Raw genomic sequence first — 17,382 nt, forward strand, 5'->3', positions numbered from 1 at the left:
ACATCACCCCCTGTTGTCTATTAACTTACTTGAATATACACTATATATAGACAAAGCACAATCAGCAATTACAAAAGTATGGGAAGTTTTTCTCCAGATGAATACAGACACGAAGGCAATGCAATATCACTTCTTAACTATCACTTCGTTTTTATACCCAAACGTAGAAAGAAGGTATTGGTAAATGAAATAGCACAGAGATTGCAGGAAATTATCTGTGAAGTTTGCAATGAAAATAGATGGAAAATTGTTGCAATAGAAATTATGCCTGACCATGTTCACTTATTTTTAAACGTGAAACCAACAGACAACCCGTCCCAAATCATGAACAGAATTAAAGGACGGGCTTCTCATCACTTAAGAAAAGAGTTTCCAGAATTACTTAAACTTCCAACTCTGTGGACACCTAGCTATTTTGTTTCCACTGCTGGTAATATTTCTACAAAAAATGTAATAGAGTATATTGCACACCAAAAAGATTAAATCGGAACACCGTAAACGGTGCTGCTAGCTTTCATCCCCTGCCTGAAGTACGAAATACGCAACTACGTTGCTGTTTCTCAGGGGTTTTCAGCATCTCCCTTATAAATAATTCCTAATTCGTAACTTCGTTTTTTTTACCCAAAAAGTGTAATAAACTTCTCAATTAAGCTGTCGCGCATTTAATTTCCACAACTAGGGCGGGCAAGATGCCCACCCCACAAGAGATTCATTTTTTTGAGGATGCAAATTAAAAGATTTTTAGCTTAGTAATAATATTAAGTTTTGTAATAATATTTTTGCTGAGTGTGGTTCGATACTTTTAAATCTACAGATAGAACTGCGATCGCTCTAAATTTGTGACAATAATGACGGCAACCGTGATTTTGGAACAATAATTTTTATGGGCTTTGGTATTGGTGATTTATTCTGGATTTTCCTCCTTCTGACTTCTTTGCAACCCCTTTGGCAAAAACGTCAAATAGAATATCGGCGCTTGCGTGCTTTAGAAGAATTCCAGCAGGAACGCAAAAGTCGGGTGATTTTGCTGATTCACCGCCAAGAGTCCCTTAGCTTCCTGGGAATTCCCATATCTCGCTACATTACTATCGAAGACTCAGAACAAATATTGCGAGCAATTCGCCTCACACCCCCAGATGTGCCGATTGATTTAATTTTGCACACTCCTGGTGGTTTGGTTTTGGCTACCGAACAAATCGCCAGAGCGTTAATTCGCCACCAAGCAAAAGTTACAGTTTTTGTACCCCACTATGCGATGAGTGGCGGTACAATGCTGGCGATCGCCTCTGATGAAATTATTATGGATGCTAACGCTGTCTTGGGACCAGTTGATCCCCAACTGGGTAATTATCCCGCAGCCAGTATCCTGAAAGTAGTTGAAGATAAACCCATCAGTGAGATTGATGACCAAACTCTAATTATGGCAGACCTCTCACGCAAAGCAATTCAGCAAGTACAGAGGTTTGTACGAACTCTGCTAAAAGACAGTATACCTAAACAAAAAGTTCTGCCAGAAAATATCGAATCGATTATCGAAGCCTTAACAACCGGGCGCGTCACCCACGACTATCCCATCACTATTGAAGAAGCAACAGAAATGGGGCTGCCCGTAACCGTCGGACTGCCCCATTCTATTTATGATCTCATGGATCTGTACCCACAGCCACAAGGAGGGCGCCCCAGCGTGCAGTACATTCCCATGCCTTACAATGACCTCCGTCCAATTCTACCTACACCCAAGGGCAGACCCTTGGAAGAACCAAATCAGATGACTTGAGGAGCTTTGGTATAGGAGTTTTTTGTGTGGACTAGGGTGTAGATGTTGGTGTAGACGTCGGTGTAGACGTCGGTGTAGACATCGGTGTAGACATCGGTGTAGACATCGGTGTAGACATCGGTGTAGACGTCGGTGTAGACGTCGGTGTAGATGTCGGTGTAGCTGTCGGTTTACGCGTAGGTGTAGCTGTCGGTTTACGCGTAGGTGTAGCTGTCGGTTTACCCGTAGGTGTAGCTGTTGGTTTACCCGTAGGTGTAGCTGACGGCTGACTGAAGACTGTCTTTGCTTCCTCATTCAGCTTTTGGCGGAGTGCTAAATTAGCAATTCCAGTTTCTTGCAACTGATATTTCTTCTGATACTCCTTCACCACTGCTTCCGTCTGTGAACCATAAAAATGATCGCGTGGGAGGGGAGGATTTGGTTTCACTACTGCATTCAAATTTCTGTGCAGAATTTGAACGATGTTAGCAGCAAAATCTTGGGTTTTTGGCCCTGCTATCCCATCAACTGGTTTTAGCTTATAACCCGTCTGAAATTCACGAATTGCCTTTTTAGTTTCCTCATCAGTCAAAGCATTCTTTGTTACCTTGACTTTATAGCCTAACCCCCGCAATACAGTACGGAATTGCTGGGGCGTATAGCTACGTTGAGAGGCTGCGAAACCTGTGTCTGCAATTACTACACTAGCAGTTACCAGGCAAGTAACAGCAAAGGTCGCGCTTGATTTTCCAAACCCACACCACATACTTAAAACTCCTTTGGATTAAATCAGCAGGATTATAAAGGTTAACAGCTGCATTTTAAGTTTTTTTAATAACTTTTTTCGCGATTATTTAAAGATTTTTGAATAATTTGTGATTTATTTTTGTTGAATTTAACTTAAAACACAAATCTTACTTTATATCATCCGTCTAAAGAAGTATCTTTGGGTGGCAGAGATAGTTATGATTTGAATCGAATACACCCTTGAACACTAAAATACAGGATGACTGCACAGATGTGCGCCTGTGTCAACTTAGAGCCAGGGTGAATTTTATGAGGCTGTTGGTCAATTCACTCTCTTGTTAAACATCCTATGCCTAAAACATTGGTTTTGCGTTGGTTTCCCGCCCGGCAATAAATTGGGGGCTAATAGCTCAAGTGCCTTGAAACGCATGAAATTAAAGATATTAAGATGATTGAATGGGTTAGACCCCCCGATCAATTCGCCAACACGCGCTTTTAAGGTTAAGTTGACACGTAATCTATGACAGATATGCGCCCCTACTGGCATTGGTGTCAACTTAACGTAGAAGTTAGGCAAGGCAAGCTTTCGAGGTTTGACCCTCAGCCCCAGCCCCTCTCCCAATTTTGGGAGAGGGGAGCAAATTCTCTAGTTCTCCTTCTCCCAAGTTGGGATTCTGAGTTAGGGGATGAGGGCAAAACGTCTTCTCAAAGCAGATTTTTTCTGAAGTTGACACCAATGCCCTACTCGGGTCTACTCAACTGCAAATTGCTCTAATTTCTTGGAAAGAGCCGAAAATTAATAACAGGACTTACGCACTGAAAACTTGAAAGCTTGACCCTCCCTTCAAAAGCGGGGAATCTTAAAAAGCCAACTTTTTAAGGGGGTTGAGGGATCTATAAATGCGTAAGTCCTAAATAAATGAAAGAGCTTATATTCCAAATATTCAAAAAATGTATAATATCTAACAAAAGATGAAAGACATAAAATCTTCTAAGCGGCGCAATCTTTGGTTTGAAGGGTTTATGGCAATTACCGCCACAGTAAATTTAGGTTTAGTTTTGTTTGATTTAAGTTACGTACCTTGGCGAGATTTTTACTTGCGAAAACTTCCCGAAATTATTAAGATTTATGACCCGATAAAAGGTATTGAAGCTCATCGAGACACAAAAAGTTATCTAGAAAAAGTAGACGCATTAGAAAAACAAGTCAACCAAACCGGGTTACAGTCGCCTCAAGTAAATAGCAGGCTAGAGGAAATAAGGCGTCTTAGTAGCGAGATGATTGACAGTAATCCGTTTGCGGGAGTGAATAAGAGTGGGACTTTGGAAAAAATCAAAAATCGGATGCGCGATCGCATCGGTAAGGAATCTGCAAAACAGTCCTTTGCCACTTTTTGGAGTCAGCCCTATTTAACCCAAAATGGTTGGGATCAAGAAAATAATTTTTTCAACCAGAGAATCCGCCCTTTGATTGCCTCTAACTACTACCGTCAAATCGGGGAAAGTGGCGAATTTGTTGATGATTTCTGGATGATTGACTTACCCTTTGTGATTTTATTTGGCATAGAATTGTTGGGGCATACCTTCTTAATCAGACGCGAACATCCTGGTTTTAGCTGGTTGGAAGCAGTCTTGTGGCGTTGGTACGATCTATTTTTACTCCTACCATTTTGGCGGACGTTGCGAATCATACCTGTATTAGTCCGCCTCGATCAAGCGCAGTTATTGAACCTCCATTCAGTGCGAAAGCAAGTTAATCAGGGGATTGTCGCCAATTTTGCCGAAGAACTTACAGAAATTGTCGTGGTGAGGGTAATTAATCAGGTTCAGGGTTCAATTCAGCAGGGTGAGTTAACGCGCTGGCTCTCACAACAGGAAAATTTACGTCCCTACATAGATATTAATAATGTGAATGAAGTGGAAGCGATCGCAGGTCTTTTGGTAAAAACAATTGTCTACCAAGTGCTACCGGAAATCCAACCTGCGATCGTGGCGATTTTGCGCCACAATATCGAAACCGTCTTCCATCAAGTCCCCGTCTACCGCAACCTCCAGAACCTCCCTGGCGTAGGACACGCCCAAACCCAGTTAAGTGAACAATTGGCGACCCAAATCACAACGAATCTTTACAAAACTTTACTTAGCGCAGTTGAAGATCCTGTGGGCGCAAAACTCACCAGTCAACTGGTACAAAGCTTCAGCGATGCTTTAGGATCTCAAATAAAAGAAAAACACGTACTTTCAGAAATTCAGAGTTTACTTTTTGACTTCTTAGAGGAAATAAAACTCAACTACGTCCAGCGTTTGTCCCAAGAAGACATAGACCAAATTATTGAGCAAACCAGACAGCTAAGAACACAAAGATCAGTTCTAGCAGTAGTGGATAAAAGCACCGTCCCAAAAATACGGCAAGGGTAGAGGCCGCAGGGGGAGAATAATGCCCAATGCCCAATGACTATTGACTATTGACTATTGAGTATCGAAGAAATGCGCTAAACTCGAACTAGGCGAATCATGATTGGTTCGTCACAAGACTTCTTGGAAGATATACCTATCACAGGAAGTGGGTCGATACCCACTTTTTTTATTGAATTCTCTCATGGCTCATCCTTTAGTTCCACAAATTATTGATTTGGCGACACCAGTGGCAGAAGAACTGGGATTGGAAGTGGTTGGCGTGGTTTTTCACACTAACCAAAGTCCACCAGTGTTGCGGGTAGACATTCGTAATCCTCAGCAAGACACCGGGTTGAATGATTGTGAGAGAATGAGCCGTGCTTTAGAAACCTCCTTAGATGGTGCCCAAATCGTTCCAGATGCTTATGTCTTGGAAGTGTCTAGTCCTGGTATTTCGCGGCAGCTGGTAACAGATAGGGAATTTATTTCCTTTAAAGGATTTCCTGTTATTATCTCCACTTCGCCACCCTACGACGGACAACAAGAGTGGATTGGTCAGTTGATTCGCCGGGATGAGACAGCACTTTACTTAAACCAAAAAGGTCATGTAGTCGAAATTCCCCGCTCCCTAATTACTAAGGTGCAGCTAGAGGAGCGCCGATAAACGAGTGATTAAAGGCTAGAGGCTAGGGACTAGGGACTAGGGATTGCAGGAGCAGATGAGCAGAAGAGCAGAAGAGCACAGGAGCAGAGGAGCAGAGGGGAAGTTGCTGCAAGTCTTTCCCCTTTGCACCCAATGCCCAATGCCCCATGCCCTATGCCCTATGCCCAATACTTCGGCTTCGCTCAGTACAAGTGCCCAATGCCCAGTCCCTAATTTTTAAAGGAGATTGCTTATGTCAATGGTTACTTTACCTGGATTAAAAGAATTAATTGAAAGTATAAGTCGCGATCGCAATTTACCCCGGCTTGCAGTTCAATCAGCTATTAGAGAAGCACTACTCAAAGGCTATGAACGTTATCGTCGCGCCCAAAATTTAGAACGCAAACAGTTTGACGAAGACTATTTTGAGAATTTTGAAGTAGAACTCGATATTGAAGGAGAAGGATTTCGCGTTCTTTCCACCAAAACTATTGTCGAAGAAATCAATAACACAGACCATGAAATTTCCCTAAACGAAGTTCAACAAGTAGCTCCCGAAGCGCAGTTAGGAGACTCTGTGGTGCTGGATGTTACCCCCGACCAAGGCGAATTTGGTCGGATGGCGGCGATGCAAACCAAGCAGGTACTGGCGCAAAAATTACGCGATCAACAGCGCCAGATGGTGCAAGAAGAGTTCCAAGATTTAGAAGGAACTGTCCTGCAAGCAAGAGTCCTGCGGTTTGAGCGGCAATCGGTGGTTCTAGCTGTTAGCAGTAGCTTTGGTCAGTCAGAAGTAGAAGCTGAATTACCGAAGCGGGAACAGCTGCCCAACGATAATTATCGGGCAAATGCCACCTTCAAGATATATCTCAAAAAAGTCTCTCAAGGTCAGCAACGAGGGCCACAGTTGCTTGTGTCTCGTGCTGATGCTGGTTTGGTGGTTTATCTGTTTGCCAACGAAGTCCCAGAAATCGAAGATGAAGTGGTACGGATTGTTGCCGTAGCTAGGGAGGCAAACCCCCCCTCGCGTTATGTTGGACCCCGGACTAAAATAGCAGTAGATACTCTTGACCGCGATGTAGACCCAGTAGGCGCTTGTATCGGAGCCAGGGGATCGCGAATTCAAGTGGTAGTCAACGAATTACGCGGTGAAAAAATAGATGTAATTCGCTGGTCCCCAGATCCAGCAACATACATTGCCAATGCCTTAAGTCCAGCACGGGTGGATGAAGTCCGCCTGATGGACCCAGAAACCCGGCAAACTCACGTACTCGTGGCTGAAGATCAACTGAGTTTGGCTATAGGCAAAGAAGGACAAAATGTCCGTTTAGCAGCCCGCCTGACTGGTTGGAAAATTGACATTAAAGATCAAGCTAAGTATGATTTTGCCGGAGAGGATGCCAAATTTGCAGCTGTCAGAACAAAATATCAACCAGAGGATGATGATCTTGAGTTTGAGGAAGAATTAGAGGATGAAAATCAGGACGAATTAGAAGAGGAGGATAGTTTTGACAATGACGATGATGAATAATTGATTAATTGTGTAAAGTTTTGATACTGTTGATTCTAGTCTCAGTCTCAAGGATTATTTTCTCAAAAGCTACTTGGTATAAGTAAAAAATAGTAATAATAAACTTCTTTTTACACCCAAAAAGCTGGAGTGAAATCACACAGAATCGATGAAACCAAATTATCGGCGCTGTATTAGTTGCCGGAAAGTAGGCTTAAAAGATGAGTTTTGGCGGATTGTCCGCGTCTTTCCATCGGGAAAGGTACAATTAGATCAGGGCATGGGGCGTTCTGCCTATATTTGTCCCGAAACGAGTTGCTTACAAGCGGCTCAAAAAAAAAATCGACTAGGGCGATCGCTACAAGCATCAGTGCCAGAAACACTGTACCAAAGCTTGTCGCAACGTTTAGTCCGCAGTAATACCCAAAACCAAATTTAGTTGGAACAACTTTCTGGCGTAATCACTAGAGGAATTGTGTCGAAAGCCGAAGTCGCGCTTTCATCACACCCTCTGTTGATCGTTAAGGTTAGTGCCAAAATAGTAAATAGGTGTAAAAGGGATTCGGCTCTCCAATTAATGAGGGGCGAGGCAACATTCCCAGAACAAGATGTAATCGATTGTGTTGTGGAAGACTCAAAATCAACAAAACAAGAAACTACAAAATGGCAACCTGGTAGCGCTCAGGCGCAGTTCGGTGTCAAGGGTTCCCATAAAAATCTTATATTTAAGAAATTTTTATGGATGCCTCTCAACCATCATTCCTGGTGGGGATGCCATTGTTAAACCGAAACATCTCTCTTTCCTGATTGGAGGCACCGGCAACAACTTAACGGCAATCTAAAAACAGTAATCCAAGGATGGAGATGTCGCAAACCAGGCAACCATTCGCTAAAACTGTAAATTAAAGGGGAAGAGTGGATGAACAACGGCAAAGTTAGAATCTATGAATTATCAAAGGAATTGAATTTGGATAACAAAGAGCTATTAGCAATTTGCGAGCAGCTCAGCATCTCGGTCAAAAGCCATAGCAGCACGATTTCCGAATCCGAGGCAGAAAACATCCGCGCGGCAGCAGAAAAACTGCCAGCTACGAATGTGTCGGCCAAAAAGGAACTAGGTACAACCAGCCATAAGCCAAATTCATCACCGAACGGCGGACGTAACCGACCTGCTGCACCCCACAAACAGCAAATTTTGGAAATACGCAAACCCAAAATATTGAGAAATACTACCTCCAACGCCCCAGAGGCGTCACTTGCTAACAATACCCAAGCTGCCTTGTCTGAAGCTAATCCTCCCTCTCCTCCACGGCCTTTTGCTACACCAGTCTCACCCATGAAGCCGGCGGCACCAACTCGACCCGTACCCCGGAATCAATCTGAGACTCAAGAGCAACCTCCTGTTACAGATTTGGAACAAACGCCTAATCCAAATCAGCCACCGGAAAAGACCGCATCTCAAAAACCGGAAAAAATAGTTCCACCCAGACAGAAAGCCGAAAAAGCTCCAAAACCACAACTAGTTGCTCCTCCAGCAAGACCGACGGCAGAAGTTGCCCCGGTCTTGCTGGAGGCAGATGAACAAGTATCTCAGGCAGACAAACCGATCCTCAAACGTGACCAACGATTACGCCCGGTCGAAGGCGATCGCGAGCAAATTAAGCCAAAAGTTGCGAAACTGCCAACAGACCAGTCGCCACCATCTGCACCACAAAGAACAAGTCGTCCTACCCCTTCACCCAGCAGACCAGAGCAGAGGGCTAATAGACCATCTGCACCATCACAACTAGGAGAGGGGCAACGACCTAGGCCAGCACGTCCAGGTGAAGCTGTAGCGGCCGCAATGCCGATCGCTACTCCACCCAGACAGATGTCAGGAATAGCGGGCAAATCTCAAGGAATGGGTGATGAGCCAGTCACACCCGATCTTCTCGATTTGAAACGCCCAAGTCCGCCTCGCCCGACCAAAGGCGGCAAAAAGTGGGTAGAAGAGGAAATAATTGACGAAGTTAAAGAGAAAGCGAAAGCTGGCGTCAAAGGCAAGCGGATCAAGCCGATACTTGATGATGAGTTTGAAGAAGATTTACTGGATGATGACGATCTCGACTCACCAGCCACCGTCCAAGTCAGCCTTTCCATCGCCCGTCCTCCCAAACCCAAAGCGACTCGTCCTGTACAGATGCCAGGTGCAAGCCTTGCTAGCGCTCCAACTACAAGAGCGAGAAAGTCTGGTTCCAAGTCTGGTTCCAGGTCTTCCAGCCGAGACCATCAGCAAAACCGTCGCCAAGAAGCCGAGACAAAACGTGACCGTCCCGCAAAAGTGGTGATCACAGGTCCGTTGACTGTGCAAGAACTGGCTGACGTTTTAGCCGTTGCCGATACAGAGATTGTCAAAATCCTCTTCCTTAAAGGCATGGCGGTGAGTATCACCCAAAATCTGGATATTCCCACAATTACTCTGGTAGGAAAAGAACTAGAAATAGAAGTCGAAACCGCCGAGCGAGAAGCAGAAGCTCGGAAAATTACGGAAATGGTCGGTGCAGAAGACTTAGAACATCTCCACCGCCGTCCGCCAGTCGTGACAATTATGGGTCACGTAGACCACGGTAAAACAACCCTGCTCGACTCAATCCGCAAAACAAAAGTGGCTGCTGGCGAAGCTGGTGGTATCACTCAACACATCGGCGCATACCATGTGGATGTGGTACATGAGGGCAAACCGCAGCAGATAGTCTTCCTGGATACCCCCGGTCACGAAGCCTTTACAGCTATGCGGGCACGAGGAGCGCGGGTAACAGACATTGCGGTGTTGGTAGTTGCCGCTGATGATGGTGTGCGTCCCCAAACCATTGAAGCGATTAGCCACGCTCAAGCAGCCGGAGTGCCAATTGTTGTTGCCATCAACAAAATTGATAAAGAAGGGGCACAGCCAGAGCGGGTGAAACAAGAGTTGACCCAGTATGGTCTGACCGCAGAAGACTGGGGTGGTGAAACAATCATGGTTCCGGTGAGCGCCATCAGGGGTGAAAATCTGGATACGCTCTTAGAGATGATTCTCTTAGTAGCAGAAGTTGGAGAACTATCTGCCAACCCAGATCGTTCCGCCAAAGGAACTGTGATTGAAGCACATCTGGATAAAGCCAAGGGAGCAGTTGCTACCCTGCTAATTCAGAATGGCACCCTGCATGTGGGAGATATCTTGGTAGCTGGCTCGGCTTTCGGTAAAGTCCGGGCAATGGTGGATGACAGAAGCAAGAGAGTAGACATTGCTTCTCCTTCCTTTGCTGTCGAGGTGCTAGGTTTAAGTGATGTGCCAGCAGCAGGCGACGAGTTTGAGGTCTTCTACAACGAGAAAGAAGCCAGAGCGATCGCAAGCGATCGCGCCGACAGACAACGCCTATCCCGTCTGTTACAAGGACGTGTTACCCTGACAACCCTCTCGGCTCAAGCACAAGAAGGGGAGTTGAAAGAACTCAACTTGATCTTGAAGGGAGACGTACAAGGTTCGGTAGAAGCCATTGTGGGAGCGCTCAAGCAAATCCCGCAAAACGAAGTCCAAATTCGGATGCTGTTGGCTACTGCTGGGGAAATCACCGAGACAGATATCGACTTAGCAGCTGCCAGTAACGCTGTAATTATTGGCTTCAACACTACCTTCGCCAGTGGCGCAAGACAAGCCGCCGATGAAGCAGGTGTAGATGTCCGGGAATACAACGTCATCTACAAACTCCTGGAAGATATCCAAGATGCCTTGGAAGGTCTTTTGGAACCAGAGTTGGTGGAAGAACCCTTGGGTCAAACCGAAGTACGTGCCGTCTTCCCAGTCGGTCGTGGTGCTGTTGCCGGTTGCTACGTTCAATCTGGCAAGTTAGTTCGCAACTGTAAAGTCAGGGTGCGACGCAACGGTAAGGTGATCTTTGAAGGCGTCCTTGACTCCCTAAAACGGATGAAAGAAGATGCTCGTGAGGTCAACGCCGGTTATGAATGCGGTGTCGGCATAGATAAATTCAATGATTGGGTTGAAGGTGACATCATCGAATCCTATCAAATGGTTACGAAGCGCCGCACTCTTACCTTAACGAGATAGTGTTGAGGGTAAAATGGTTAGAAGTTAGGAGTGATAAATTAGGAGTTAGGAGTGAAAGGCTGCTAATTCCTAACTCCTAACTCTTAACTCACAACTTTTTATAATATGCATTCATTTCGCTCTGAACCTATTTTGTGGATTCACGTCGCTGGATTGGCGACGTTGCCTGTTTTTTTAGTACTCTGCTTATTGTTCCTGTCTGTAGGCGAGCCGTTTTTGCCAGTCTGGATGGAGCTATTGTTAGTTGCGGCTATTGGTATTCTCCCCTTACTATGGATGCAGTTGCGTCGCCCTTTTTATATATTTGCTCTTTTAGGAATAGCCCTAAAGCCAGAAAATCTGACTGAACGGCAGCGAAAAATTCTCTGTTTAATTAATACAAAGTTAAATCGTATCCTGGCATTAGTGGCAGCACTCTTGTCGGTTTGGGTGCTGTGGTATCTTTACCAAATTGCCCCATTAGTCGCAAATTCAGCTAAATTTCTCCCACAATGGCGCAGCGTCGCACTATTGCTGGCGGGATTAGCCTTTTTAGCCAGCAATCTATTTTTACAAATTCCTGTGAGTGTAATGCGAGTTTTGGTAATTAATGAGACAGAATTCGCTGGCATAGAGCCATTATCTTTAGAAAAGATTAAGCAGGATTTCACAATTTTAGGGGTGCGGGTTAATCAAATCGTGCCCCGATTGTTGCAATCCTTGTTTAGGATTAATACAGATTCATAGCAGCCCTGAAAGTAAATAATATTACTTTCAGAGGCTACAAATAAGCAGCAGAGGAGAGTAGGGGGCAAAGGAGCAAAGGAAAATATATTAATAACCAATGCCCAATGCCCAGTTACCGTTGAACTTTAAAACAAAGGAATGAGAAACTATGGCTCAAATTCCAGCTTCTAGCGATCGCCAATTTTCTGCTGATACTAAAATTTGGTATAGCCTCAAATGCGCGATCTCCACTAGTTCCGGTTTCCAACGCTGGCAACTAGAACGTGATACTCAATTACAGGGAATTCGCTTGGAACAGCAGGTACAACGGTATTTAAGGGAAACTTTAGAAACTTTAGCTTATTAAATCCCAAGTAAATTTTGCCAGCGAGGGAGTTGACGGTATGCACTCTCCTAGCGATGCCTACGGCGGTAAACTACGCCATCAACTTCCACTTCCAGTTCATTTGTGGGATAATTCTTAATAATTTCAATCAGCGACACCAGCCGATCTTGACTCGCAGAAAGTAGCAAAGCGGCTCGCAAAGCCTGCCGGTCTGCTCTTTGAGACGGTATATAAATAACTTTACTAATTTAATTCAAAATAATCTTATCAATCGGGCGATTCAGAACCTCTAAAATCGGATATCAATTTTTGTACAATTTCGATTTCACAATGCTAGCCAGTTTCAAATGCTTGCATCTGTGAAACAATAGTTCGCTCAGGGCTGAACACCGAGACTATACTGATAAATTTTTGACATCATTGACTATAGTCTGTAACTGTGCAACAAATACTTTTACCATCTATTGCAAATATTTCATCTGCAAAGTGCAAATATCTCTCACTCTCAACTTTTGCAGCATCTATAATTAATCTTGCCCCCTGAAAGTTCGTTACCATGTCGGAAGAAGATATCCGCGCCGCTAGGCTGGAAAAAGTAGAACAACTCAAGCAGCTAGGGACTAATCCCTATGCCTATCGTTGGGAATCTACCCATCATGCAGCGCAGTTGCAAGAAAAGTTTGTCGATTTACCCAGTGGTGAAGAAGTTGATTTAGAAGTTGCGATCGCTGGACGCATTATGGCACGTCGCGTTTTCGGTAAATTGGCTTTCTTCACTTTGCAAGATGAAACCGGCACAATTCAGCTTTATCTGGATAAAAATCGCATCCAAGAAGGTATGGCAGATATTGATGCTGATGCCTTTAATCACTTGAAACAACTCACAGATGCAGGCGACATTCTGGGAGCCAAAGGTACTATTAAACGGACTGAAAAGGGGGAGTTATCTGTCTACGTTAAACAATATACTATCCTCACTAAATCCCTGTTGCCTCTACCCGACAAGTGGCATGGATTAACGGATGTAGCCAAGCGCTACCGTCAGCGCTACGTTGACTTGATTGTTAACCCGGAAGTACGGCAAACTTTCCGCCGTCGCGCCCAAATTACTGCTGGTATTCGTCGTTATTTAGAAGAACGGGATTTTCTAGAAATTGAAACGCCTGTTTTGCAAAGTGAAACTGGGGGTGCAGATGCACGTCCATTTATCACCTACCACAACACTTTAGAAATGGAGTTGTATTTGCGAATTGCCACAGAACTCCATCTCAAGCGGTTGATTGTGGGTGGTTTTGAAAAGGTGTTTGAATTAGGGCGAGTTTTCCGCAATGAGGGAATTTCGACTCGCCATAATCCCGAATTTACGACAATTGAACTTTACCAAGCCTACGCCGACTACAACGATATGATGGCGCTGACAGAAGGGATTATTACCACTGTCGCCCAAGAGGTACTCGGTACATTGCAAATCACCTACCAAGGGGAACCTATAGATTTGACACCACCTTGGCGGCGGGTGACAATGCACGATTTAGTTAAAGAATTTACGGAGTTGGATTTTAATTCTTTCCCAAGTTTGGAAGATGCAAAAACAGCAAGTAAAAATGCTGGGATTCCTGGTGGAGATGAAGCAAAATCAATTGGTAAGTTACTGAATTTAGCCTTTGAAGAGAAGGTAGAAGCTAATTTAATTCAACCTACTTTTGTAATTGATTACCCTGTAGAAATTTCGCCCTTAGCAAAACCCCATCGTTCTCAACCTGGTTTGGTGGAAAGATTTGAGTTATTTATCGTCGGGCGAGAAACTGGGAACAGCTTCTCAGAACTTACCGATCCCATTGAGCAAAGAGAACGCCTAGAAGTCCAAGCTGAAAGAAAAGCTGCTGGTGACTTGGAAGCGCAAGGTGTAGATGAAGACTTTTTAACAGCTTTAGAATACGGTATGCCGCCTACGGGTGGTTTAGGGATTGGGATTGATCGGTTAGTAATGTTATTAACAGATTGTGCCAGTATTCGGGATGCGATCGCCTTCCCGTTACTCAAGCCTGAAGGCAGCGTTATTAAGCAATTTAGCTATGATCCAAAAACTCAAACACTGACTATTGAATTTGATAGTGGAAGTGTTTACGAGTATTTCAAAGTACCTCCTAGTGTCAAGGAAGACTTAGACAATGCACCGTCTAAAGGTCAATATTTTAACAAGTTTATTAAAGGGAAATTTAAGTATGAACAATTGAGTTGAGATAGTAACTGCTATTCAACAGTAGCGTGCGTTATGGCTTTGCCTAACGCACCATTTTTATTGCCTAAGTTGCACTCCCGTAATCTATATAATATTCCTTACAAGGAATAATGTGATTGACATTCCTTATAAGGAATACTAGACTCTGAGGTAGGAAGTGATTTGGACTTGGGAACTTTATCAAGATGTCAATGGGGAAATCCCCAAAGATTTGCTAGCTTTTTTCATTAGGATGATTCCTGAAGAGGAGAAACCAGAAAATCCACCAAAGCCATTACTGAGTGCTTCCGAAACCAGGCGTTTGCAAGTTAATCTTGGCTACCTGTGCAACAAAGGACTTGCATCACTACCAGTGGCATCTTTGAGAAACTGGAAGATGATTTGTATGAGTTACGCATGACTAAGAGCGAACATAATCCCCGGTTTATCTTAACGACTGCTACTCCTCAACAATTTGTTGTGCTGCACGCCTTTATGAAGAAATACGATAACGCTATCAAAGATAGAGACAAAGAGCCTGCAAGAGTGAGATTGCGTGAATTGCAGCAGAGGGAACAATCATGAAAAAGCCTAATTTTCAAGCTTGGTTACAGCAGAAAGTCAGCGACGATTCAGAGGTGATTCTGGCAGGGAAGCTAGAGTATTTACGTCTCTATCTTACTGATGCCATGCGGGAAATACGTAATAAATCAGGATTAACTCAGACGCAGCTAGCGGAAAAACTGGGAGTACAACAAGCGGCGGTGTCCAAGTTGGAGTCAGCGTTAAAAGAACATGAGTTGGAATCAGTGTTGCACTATTTACACGCATTGGGTGCAGATTTGCTGGTAGCCGTCAAACAAGGGGATAAATTATATCAAGCCAGCGATAACGAAGGTTCATTGCTGGTAGATGTGCCAGATGTAGTTGCACAAAAGGCATTGGCGCTAAACATGAGCGTGCGGGAATATGTGCGTGTTGCGATCGAGAAGTTTTCCCGCGAGGATGATCGACTGAGAACAGCTTTGGTAAAACTGCTGGAAAGTGACGATTCGGTAGCAGTAAAAGTGAGAGCGCGTTTGGGTACAAGGACAATCGAAGAAATTGCGGCTGAGTTGGAAAAATGTTTGAGTCTAGTTAAAGAAGAAGATAGGCTTTTTTCTGTCAAAAATGTTTTGGCTGCTAATGTGACGACTGGAGAAAGTAATCGCGGAACTAGTGATGAAATTGATGAAATTGAGTTATTGGATTTAGCTGAGGAATTGCTGGAGAAATTGGCAAATTGCTCAAAAAGTGCAGGATGACATCATGAAGTATGGGCTTGAAGCTGCTCATTTATATTGTGATGATGTTGATGGAGATTGGCTATAAACATGGGGAGAAGACGAAGATGGGCAGCAAAGTTTTGTAGAATTAGTGACTAATTTCCTGCAAAGTGATGACTTGGTAGCGGTGAGGCTAAGAAAGCAGCTAAAAGATAAATCGCTACAAGAAATTGCTGTAGAGTTGGAAAAATGTTTGAGTTTATCTGAAATTCCATAGAGCAATTCCCCTTTTCACATCCTCGCTACTGGGGTGCTTTTATTTGCCACGGTTTACGGTGATAAAACACTATTAGGGTAATTACTCGCCTTACTCATCAACTTGATTTAGATTTGGTAAAAATTCAGGATTCAGAGTTTGGTCTAAACTGTAAGAGCAGATTTTTGGAAAAACCTGTTCACCCAACTCAGTTTCTCGAATCGCTAAAGCTAAACCTAGTTCATAAACAGTCAGGAAAACTTCATCTAAATAAGGTTTCAAACTAGGACTATCTTGCAGAAGCAGCTTAATTTGAACACGTTGCTCTCGAATTGTACCCAACCAGCTATTGCTACGTTTTTCTGGTTGAAATTGCCATTTCAGTAAGTGTCCTAGCAATACTCCTAGCCGATTTCTCAATTCTTGCCGTTCTCTTCTACCCAAAGTTTCAATTTCTTCAATCAGATTAACGGTATCTAATTGATCCCACTGTTGAGTTTTGAGCAAGCTAACCTGCTGTTGAGTCCAAGTATAGAAATCTGTTTCATACAGATGAGATGTGTACATCTTTTCAACAGTCATAAGCTTTTCTTTAGCAAAACCCGATAATGACTTGAAATAATTAATCGTAGAGCGATGCCGTTCGCGCAGCGTCTCGTAGAGAAGGCGGCAAGCTACGCATCACCCAACCTAAAATAATCTCAAATCTAACGACTAATTCGCTACCTCAGCCACCTCAATAACGCGCCCTTCATAGTCCTTAACTAAAAAATTCAGGGGCTTCTGGTTACGAATCTTGAATTTCAAACCGCGCATTTCGACTCGCATTAAAATCATTTCCAGGCAGTCATGGTCAAAACAAACGTGGCGTTGCTGATTTTTGCTACCTAAACTCGCGCCAGTAATGACGTGTAGCTGGGTGTTTTTCTTCAATTGATACCACAGCCCATCATTGGCATTATTCAGCATTTTGCTAGACAAGCTCGGCCCAGTAGACATATATAGTGGATCAATGCCGGTTGCGCCAATAGTTTGCTCGTAGTTGTAGTAATAGTGCAATGGCACCTCAGCTGCTGGCAAATCTAGCAGCCCTTCATACAACTGTCGGGCAATCTCCAAATCTGACACCATTACAGTGTGTACTTTTGGGGCGCTGGTGAGGAACATCCACATGGCACCAGCGTAAGCTGCTAGCAGCATTACCATAATGCCTTGGGTGGAGAACAGGCTATCTAAGGGCAGCGATGGCAGAAAGGAGCCTAAGGTAAGGGGACTGAGCAGGAACGACATCACACTAACTGCTATAACCATGAACAAATAAGGATTCTATAAAGGAGTCAATTTTATAATTGCCGATTAAGACTAAAATTAAGTCTTTGTTTCTAGTTTATCAATACTCAAGTAATCTGAGTCTCATCAACAAACTGAGCAACACCAAGATATTATGCG

General features: G+C 43.9%; 18 protein-coding genes. 14 read left to right on the forward strand and 4 right to left on the reverse strand.

All coding sequences use genetic code 11. The features are described from left to right. The first annotated feature begins 78 nt into the window (after positions 1 to 78). Together tnpA and HWQ38_RS02665 are read left to right on the forward strand one after the other, a co-directional pair. Positions 79 to 483 carry an IS200/IS605 family transposase gene (gene tnpA, locus HWQ38_RS02660; protein ID WP_292789796.1) on the forward strand — a complete coding sequence of 135 codons (405 nt, stop codon included), beginning with the start codon at positions 79 to 81 and terminating at the stop codon, positions 481 to 483. A 400-nt stretch (positions 484 to 883) separates the two neighbouring features. Further along, positions 884 to 1,777 (forward strand): hypothetical protein, encoded by an 894-nt coding sequence (locus HWQ38_RS02665; protein WP_292789798.1) that lies wholly within the window; start codon positions 884 to 886, stop codon positions 1,775 to 1,777. Between the two features lie 31 nt (positions 1,778 to 1,808). Here HWQ38_RS02665 and HWQ38_RS02670 read toward each other — a convergent pair whose 3' ends face one another. Continuing rightward, on the reverse strand, positions 1,809 to 2,522 hold the full coding sequence (locus tag HWQ38_RS02670) for a peptidoglycan-binding protein (protein WP_292789800.1): 714 nt from the start codon (positions 2,520 to 2,522) through the stop codon (positions 1,809 to 1,811). A gap of 953 nt (positions 2,523 to 3,475) precedes the next feature. Here HWQ38_RS02670 and HWQ38_RS02675 point away from each other — a divergent pair. The 7 genes from HWQ38_RS02675 (at position 3,476) to HWQ38_RS02705 (ending at position 12,212) form a co-directional block, all read left to right on the forward strand. After that, entirely contained in the window at positions 3,476 to 4,921 is a 1,446-nt protein-coding gene (locus tag HWQ38_RS02675) for a hypothetical protein (RefSeq protein WP_292789802.1), read from the forward strand. Between the two features lie 181 nt (positions 4,922 to 5,102). Next, a complete protein-coding gene (gene rimP, locus HWQ38_RS02680) occupies positions 5,103 to 5,564 on the forward strand; it encodes a ribosome maturation factor RimP (RefSeq protein ID WP_292789804.1) in 462 nt (153 codons plus the stop codon). A gap of 232 nt (positions 5,565 to 5,796) precedes the next feature. Then, positions 5,797 to 7,074: a transcription termination factor NusA gene (nusA, locus tag HWQ38_RS02685; RefSeq protein WP_292789806.1), complete on the forward strand. Its 1,278-nt coding sequence runs from the start codon at positions 5,797 to 5,799 to the stop codon at positions 7,072 to 7,074. 148 nt (positions 7,075 to 7,222) lie between these two features. After that, entirely contained in the window at positions 7,223 to 7,492 is a 270-nt protein-coding gene (locus HWQ38_RS02690; RefSeq protein ID WP_292789808.1) for a YlxR family protein, read from the forward strand. Positions 7,493 to 7,972: 480 nt separating this feature from the next. Continuing rightward, a complete protein-coding gene (gene infB, locus HWQ38_RS02695; RefSeq protein ID WP_292789809.1) occupies positions 7,973 to 11,140 on the forward strand; it encodes a translation initiation factor IF-2 in 3,168 nt (1,055 codons plus the stop codon). Positions 11,141 to 11,245: 105 nt separating this feature from the next. Further along, positions 11,246 to 11,866 (forward strand): low-complexity tail membrane protein, encoded by a 621-nt coding sequence (locus tag HWQ38_RS02700; RefSeq protein WP_292789811.1) that lies wholly within the window; start codon positions 11,246 to 11,248, stop codon positions 11,864 to 11,866. A 148-nt stretch (positions 11,867 to 12,014) separates the two neighbouring features. Then, entirely contained in the window at positions 12,015 to 12,212 is a 198-nt protein-coding gene (locus HWQ38_RS02705) for a hypothetical protein (protein WP_292789813.1), read from the forward strand. Positions 12,213 to 12,259: 47 nt separating this feature from the next. On the opposite strand, the gene HWQ38_RS02710 is transcribed toward HWQ38_RS02705, so the two are convergent. After that, positions 12,260 to 12,439 carry an alpha/beta hydrolase gene (locus tag HWQ38_RS02710; protein ID WP_366933218.1) on the reverse strand — a complete coding sequence of 60 codons (180 nt, stop codon included), beginning with the start codon at positions 12,437 to 12,439 and terminating at the stop codon, positions 12,260 to 12,262. A 308-nt stretch (positions 12,440 to 12,747) separates the two neighbouring features. Between HWQ38_RS02710 and lysS the strand changes: the two genes are divergently transcribed. From lysS to HWQ38_RS02735, 5 genes are all read left to right on the forward strand, one after another. Continuing rightward, positions 12,748 to 14,433: a lysine--tRNA ligase gene (gene lysS, locus HWQ38_RS02715; protein WP_292789814.1), complete on the forward strand. Its 1,686-nt coding sequence runs from the start codon at positions 12,748 to 12,750 to the stop codon at positions 14,431 to 14,433. A 157-nt stretch (positions 14,434 to 14,590) separates the two neighbouring features. Then, positions 14,591 to 14,833 carry a hypothetical protein gene (locus HWQ38_RS02720; protein ID WP_292789816.1) on the forward strand — a complete coding sequence of 81 codons (243 nt, stop codon included), beginning with the start codon at positions 14,591 to 14,593 and terminating at the stop codon, positions 14,831 to 14,833. Further along, positions 14,830 to 14,997 carry a hypothetical protein gene (locus tag HWQ38_RS02725; protein ID WP_292789818.1) on the forward strand — a complete coding sequence of 56 codons (168 nt, stop codon included), beginning with the start codon at positions 14,830 to 14,832 and terminating at the stop codon, positions 14,995 to 14,997. Before HWQ38_RS02720 ends, HWQ38_RS02725 begins: the two co-directional genes overlap by 4 nt. Then, positions 14,994 to 15,716: a helix-turn-helix domain-containing protein gene (locus HWQ38_RS02730; protein ID WP_292789819.1), complete on the forward strand. Its 723-nt coding sequence runs from the start codon at positions 14,994 to 14,996 to the stop codon at positions 15,714 to 15,716. The genes HWQ38_RS02725 and HWQ38_RS02730 overlap by 4 nt, the downstream gene beginning before the upstream one ends. Before the next feature lie 112 nt (positions 15,717 to 15,828). After that, positions 15,829 to 15,954, forward strand: coding sequence for a hypothetical protein (locus HWQ38_RS02735; RefSeq protein WP_292789821.1), 126 nt, complete (start codon positions 15,829 to 15,831; stop codon positions 15,952 to 15,954). Between the two features lie 90 nt (positions 15,955 to 16,044). Here the strand turns inward: HWQ38_RS02735 and HWQ38_RS02740 are convergent, their stop codons facing one another. Next, positions 16,045 to 16,500 (reverse strand): DUF29 domain-containing protein, encoded by a 456-nt coding sequence (locus HWQ38_RS02740; RefSeq protein WP_292789841.1) that lies wholly within the window; start codon positions 16,498 to 16,500, stop codon positions 16,045 to 16,047. Between the two features lie 147 nt (positions 16,501 to 16,647). After that, positions 16,648 to 17,244 carry a glyoxalase-like domain protein gene (locus HWQ38_RS02745; protein WP_292789823.1) on the reverse strand — a complete coding sequence of 199 codons (597 nt, stop codon included), beginning with the start codon at positions 17,242 to 17,244 and terminating at the stop codon, positions 16,648 to 16,650. Positions 17,245 to 17,382: the final 138 nt, after the last annotated feature.

Origin of the sequence: Nostoc sp. NMS7 (assembly GCF_017115085.1) — a bacterium.
In the GTDB taxonomy this organism is placed as follows: domain Bacteria; phylum Cyanobacteriota; class Cyanobacteriia; order Cyanobacteriales; family Nostocaceae; genus Nostoc.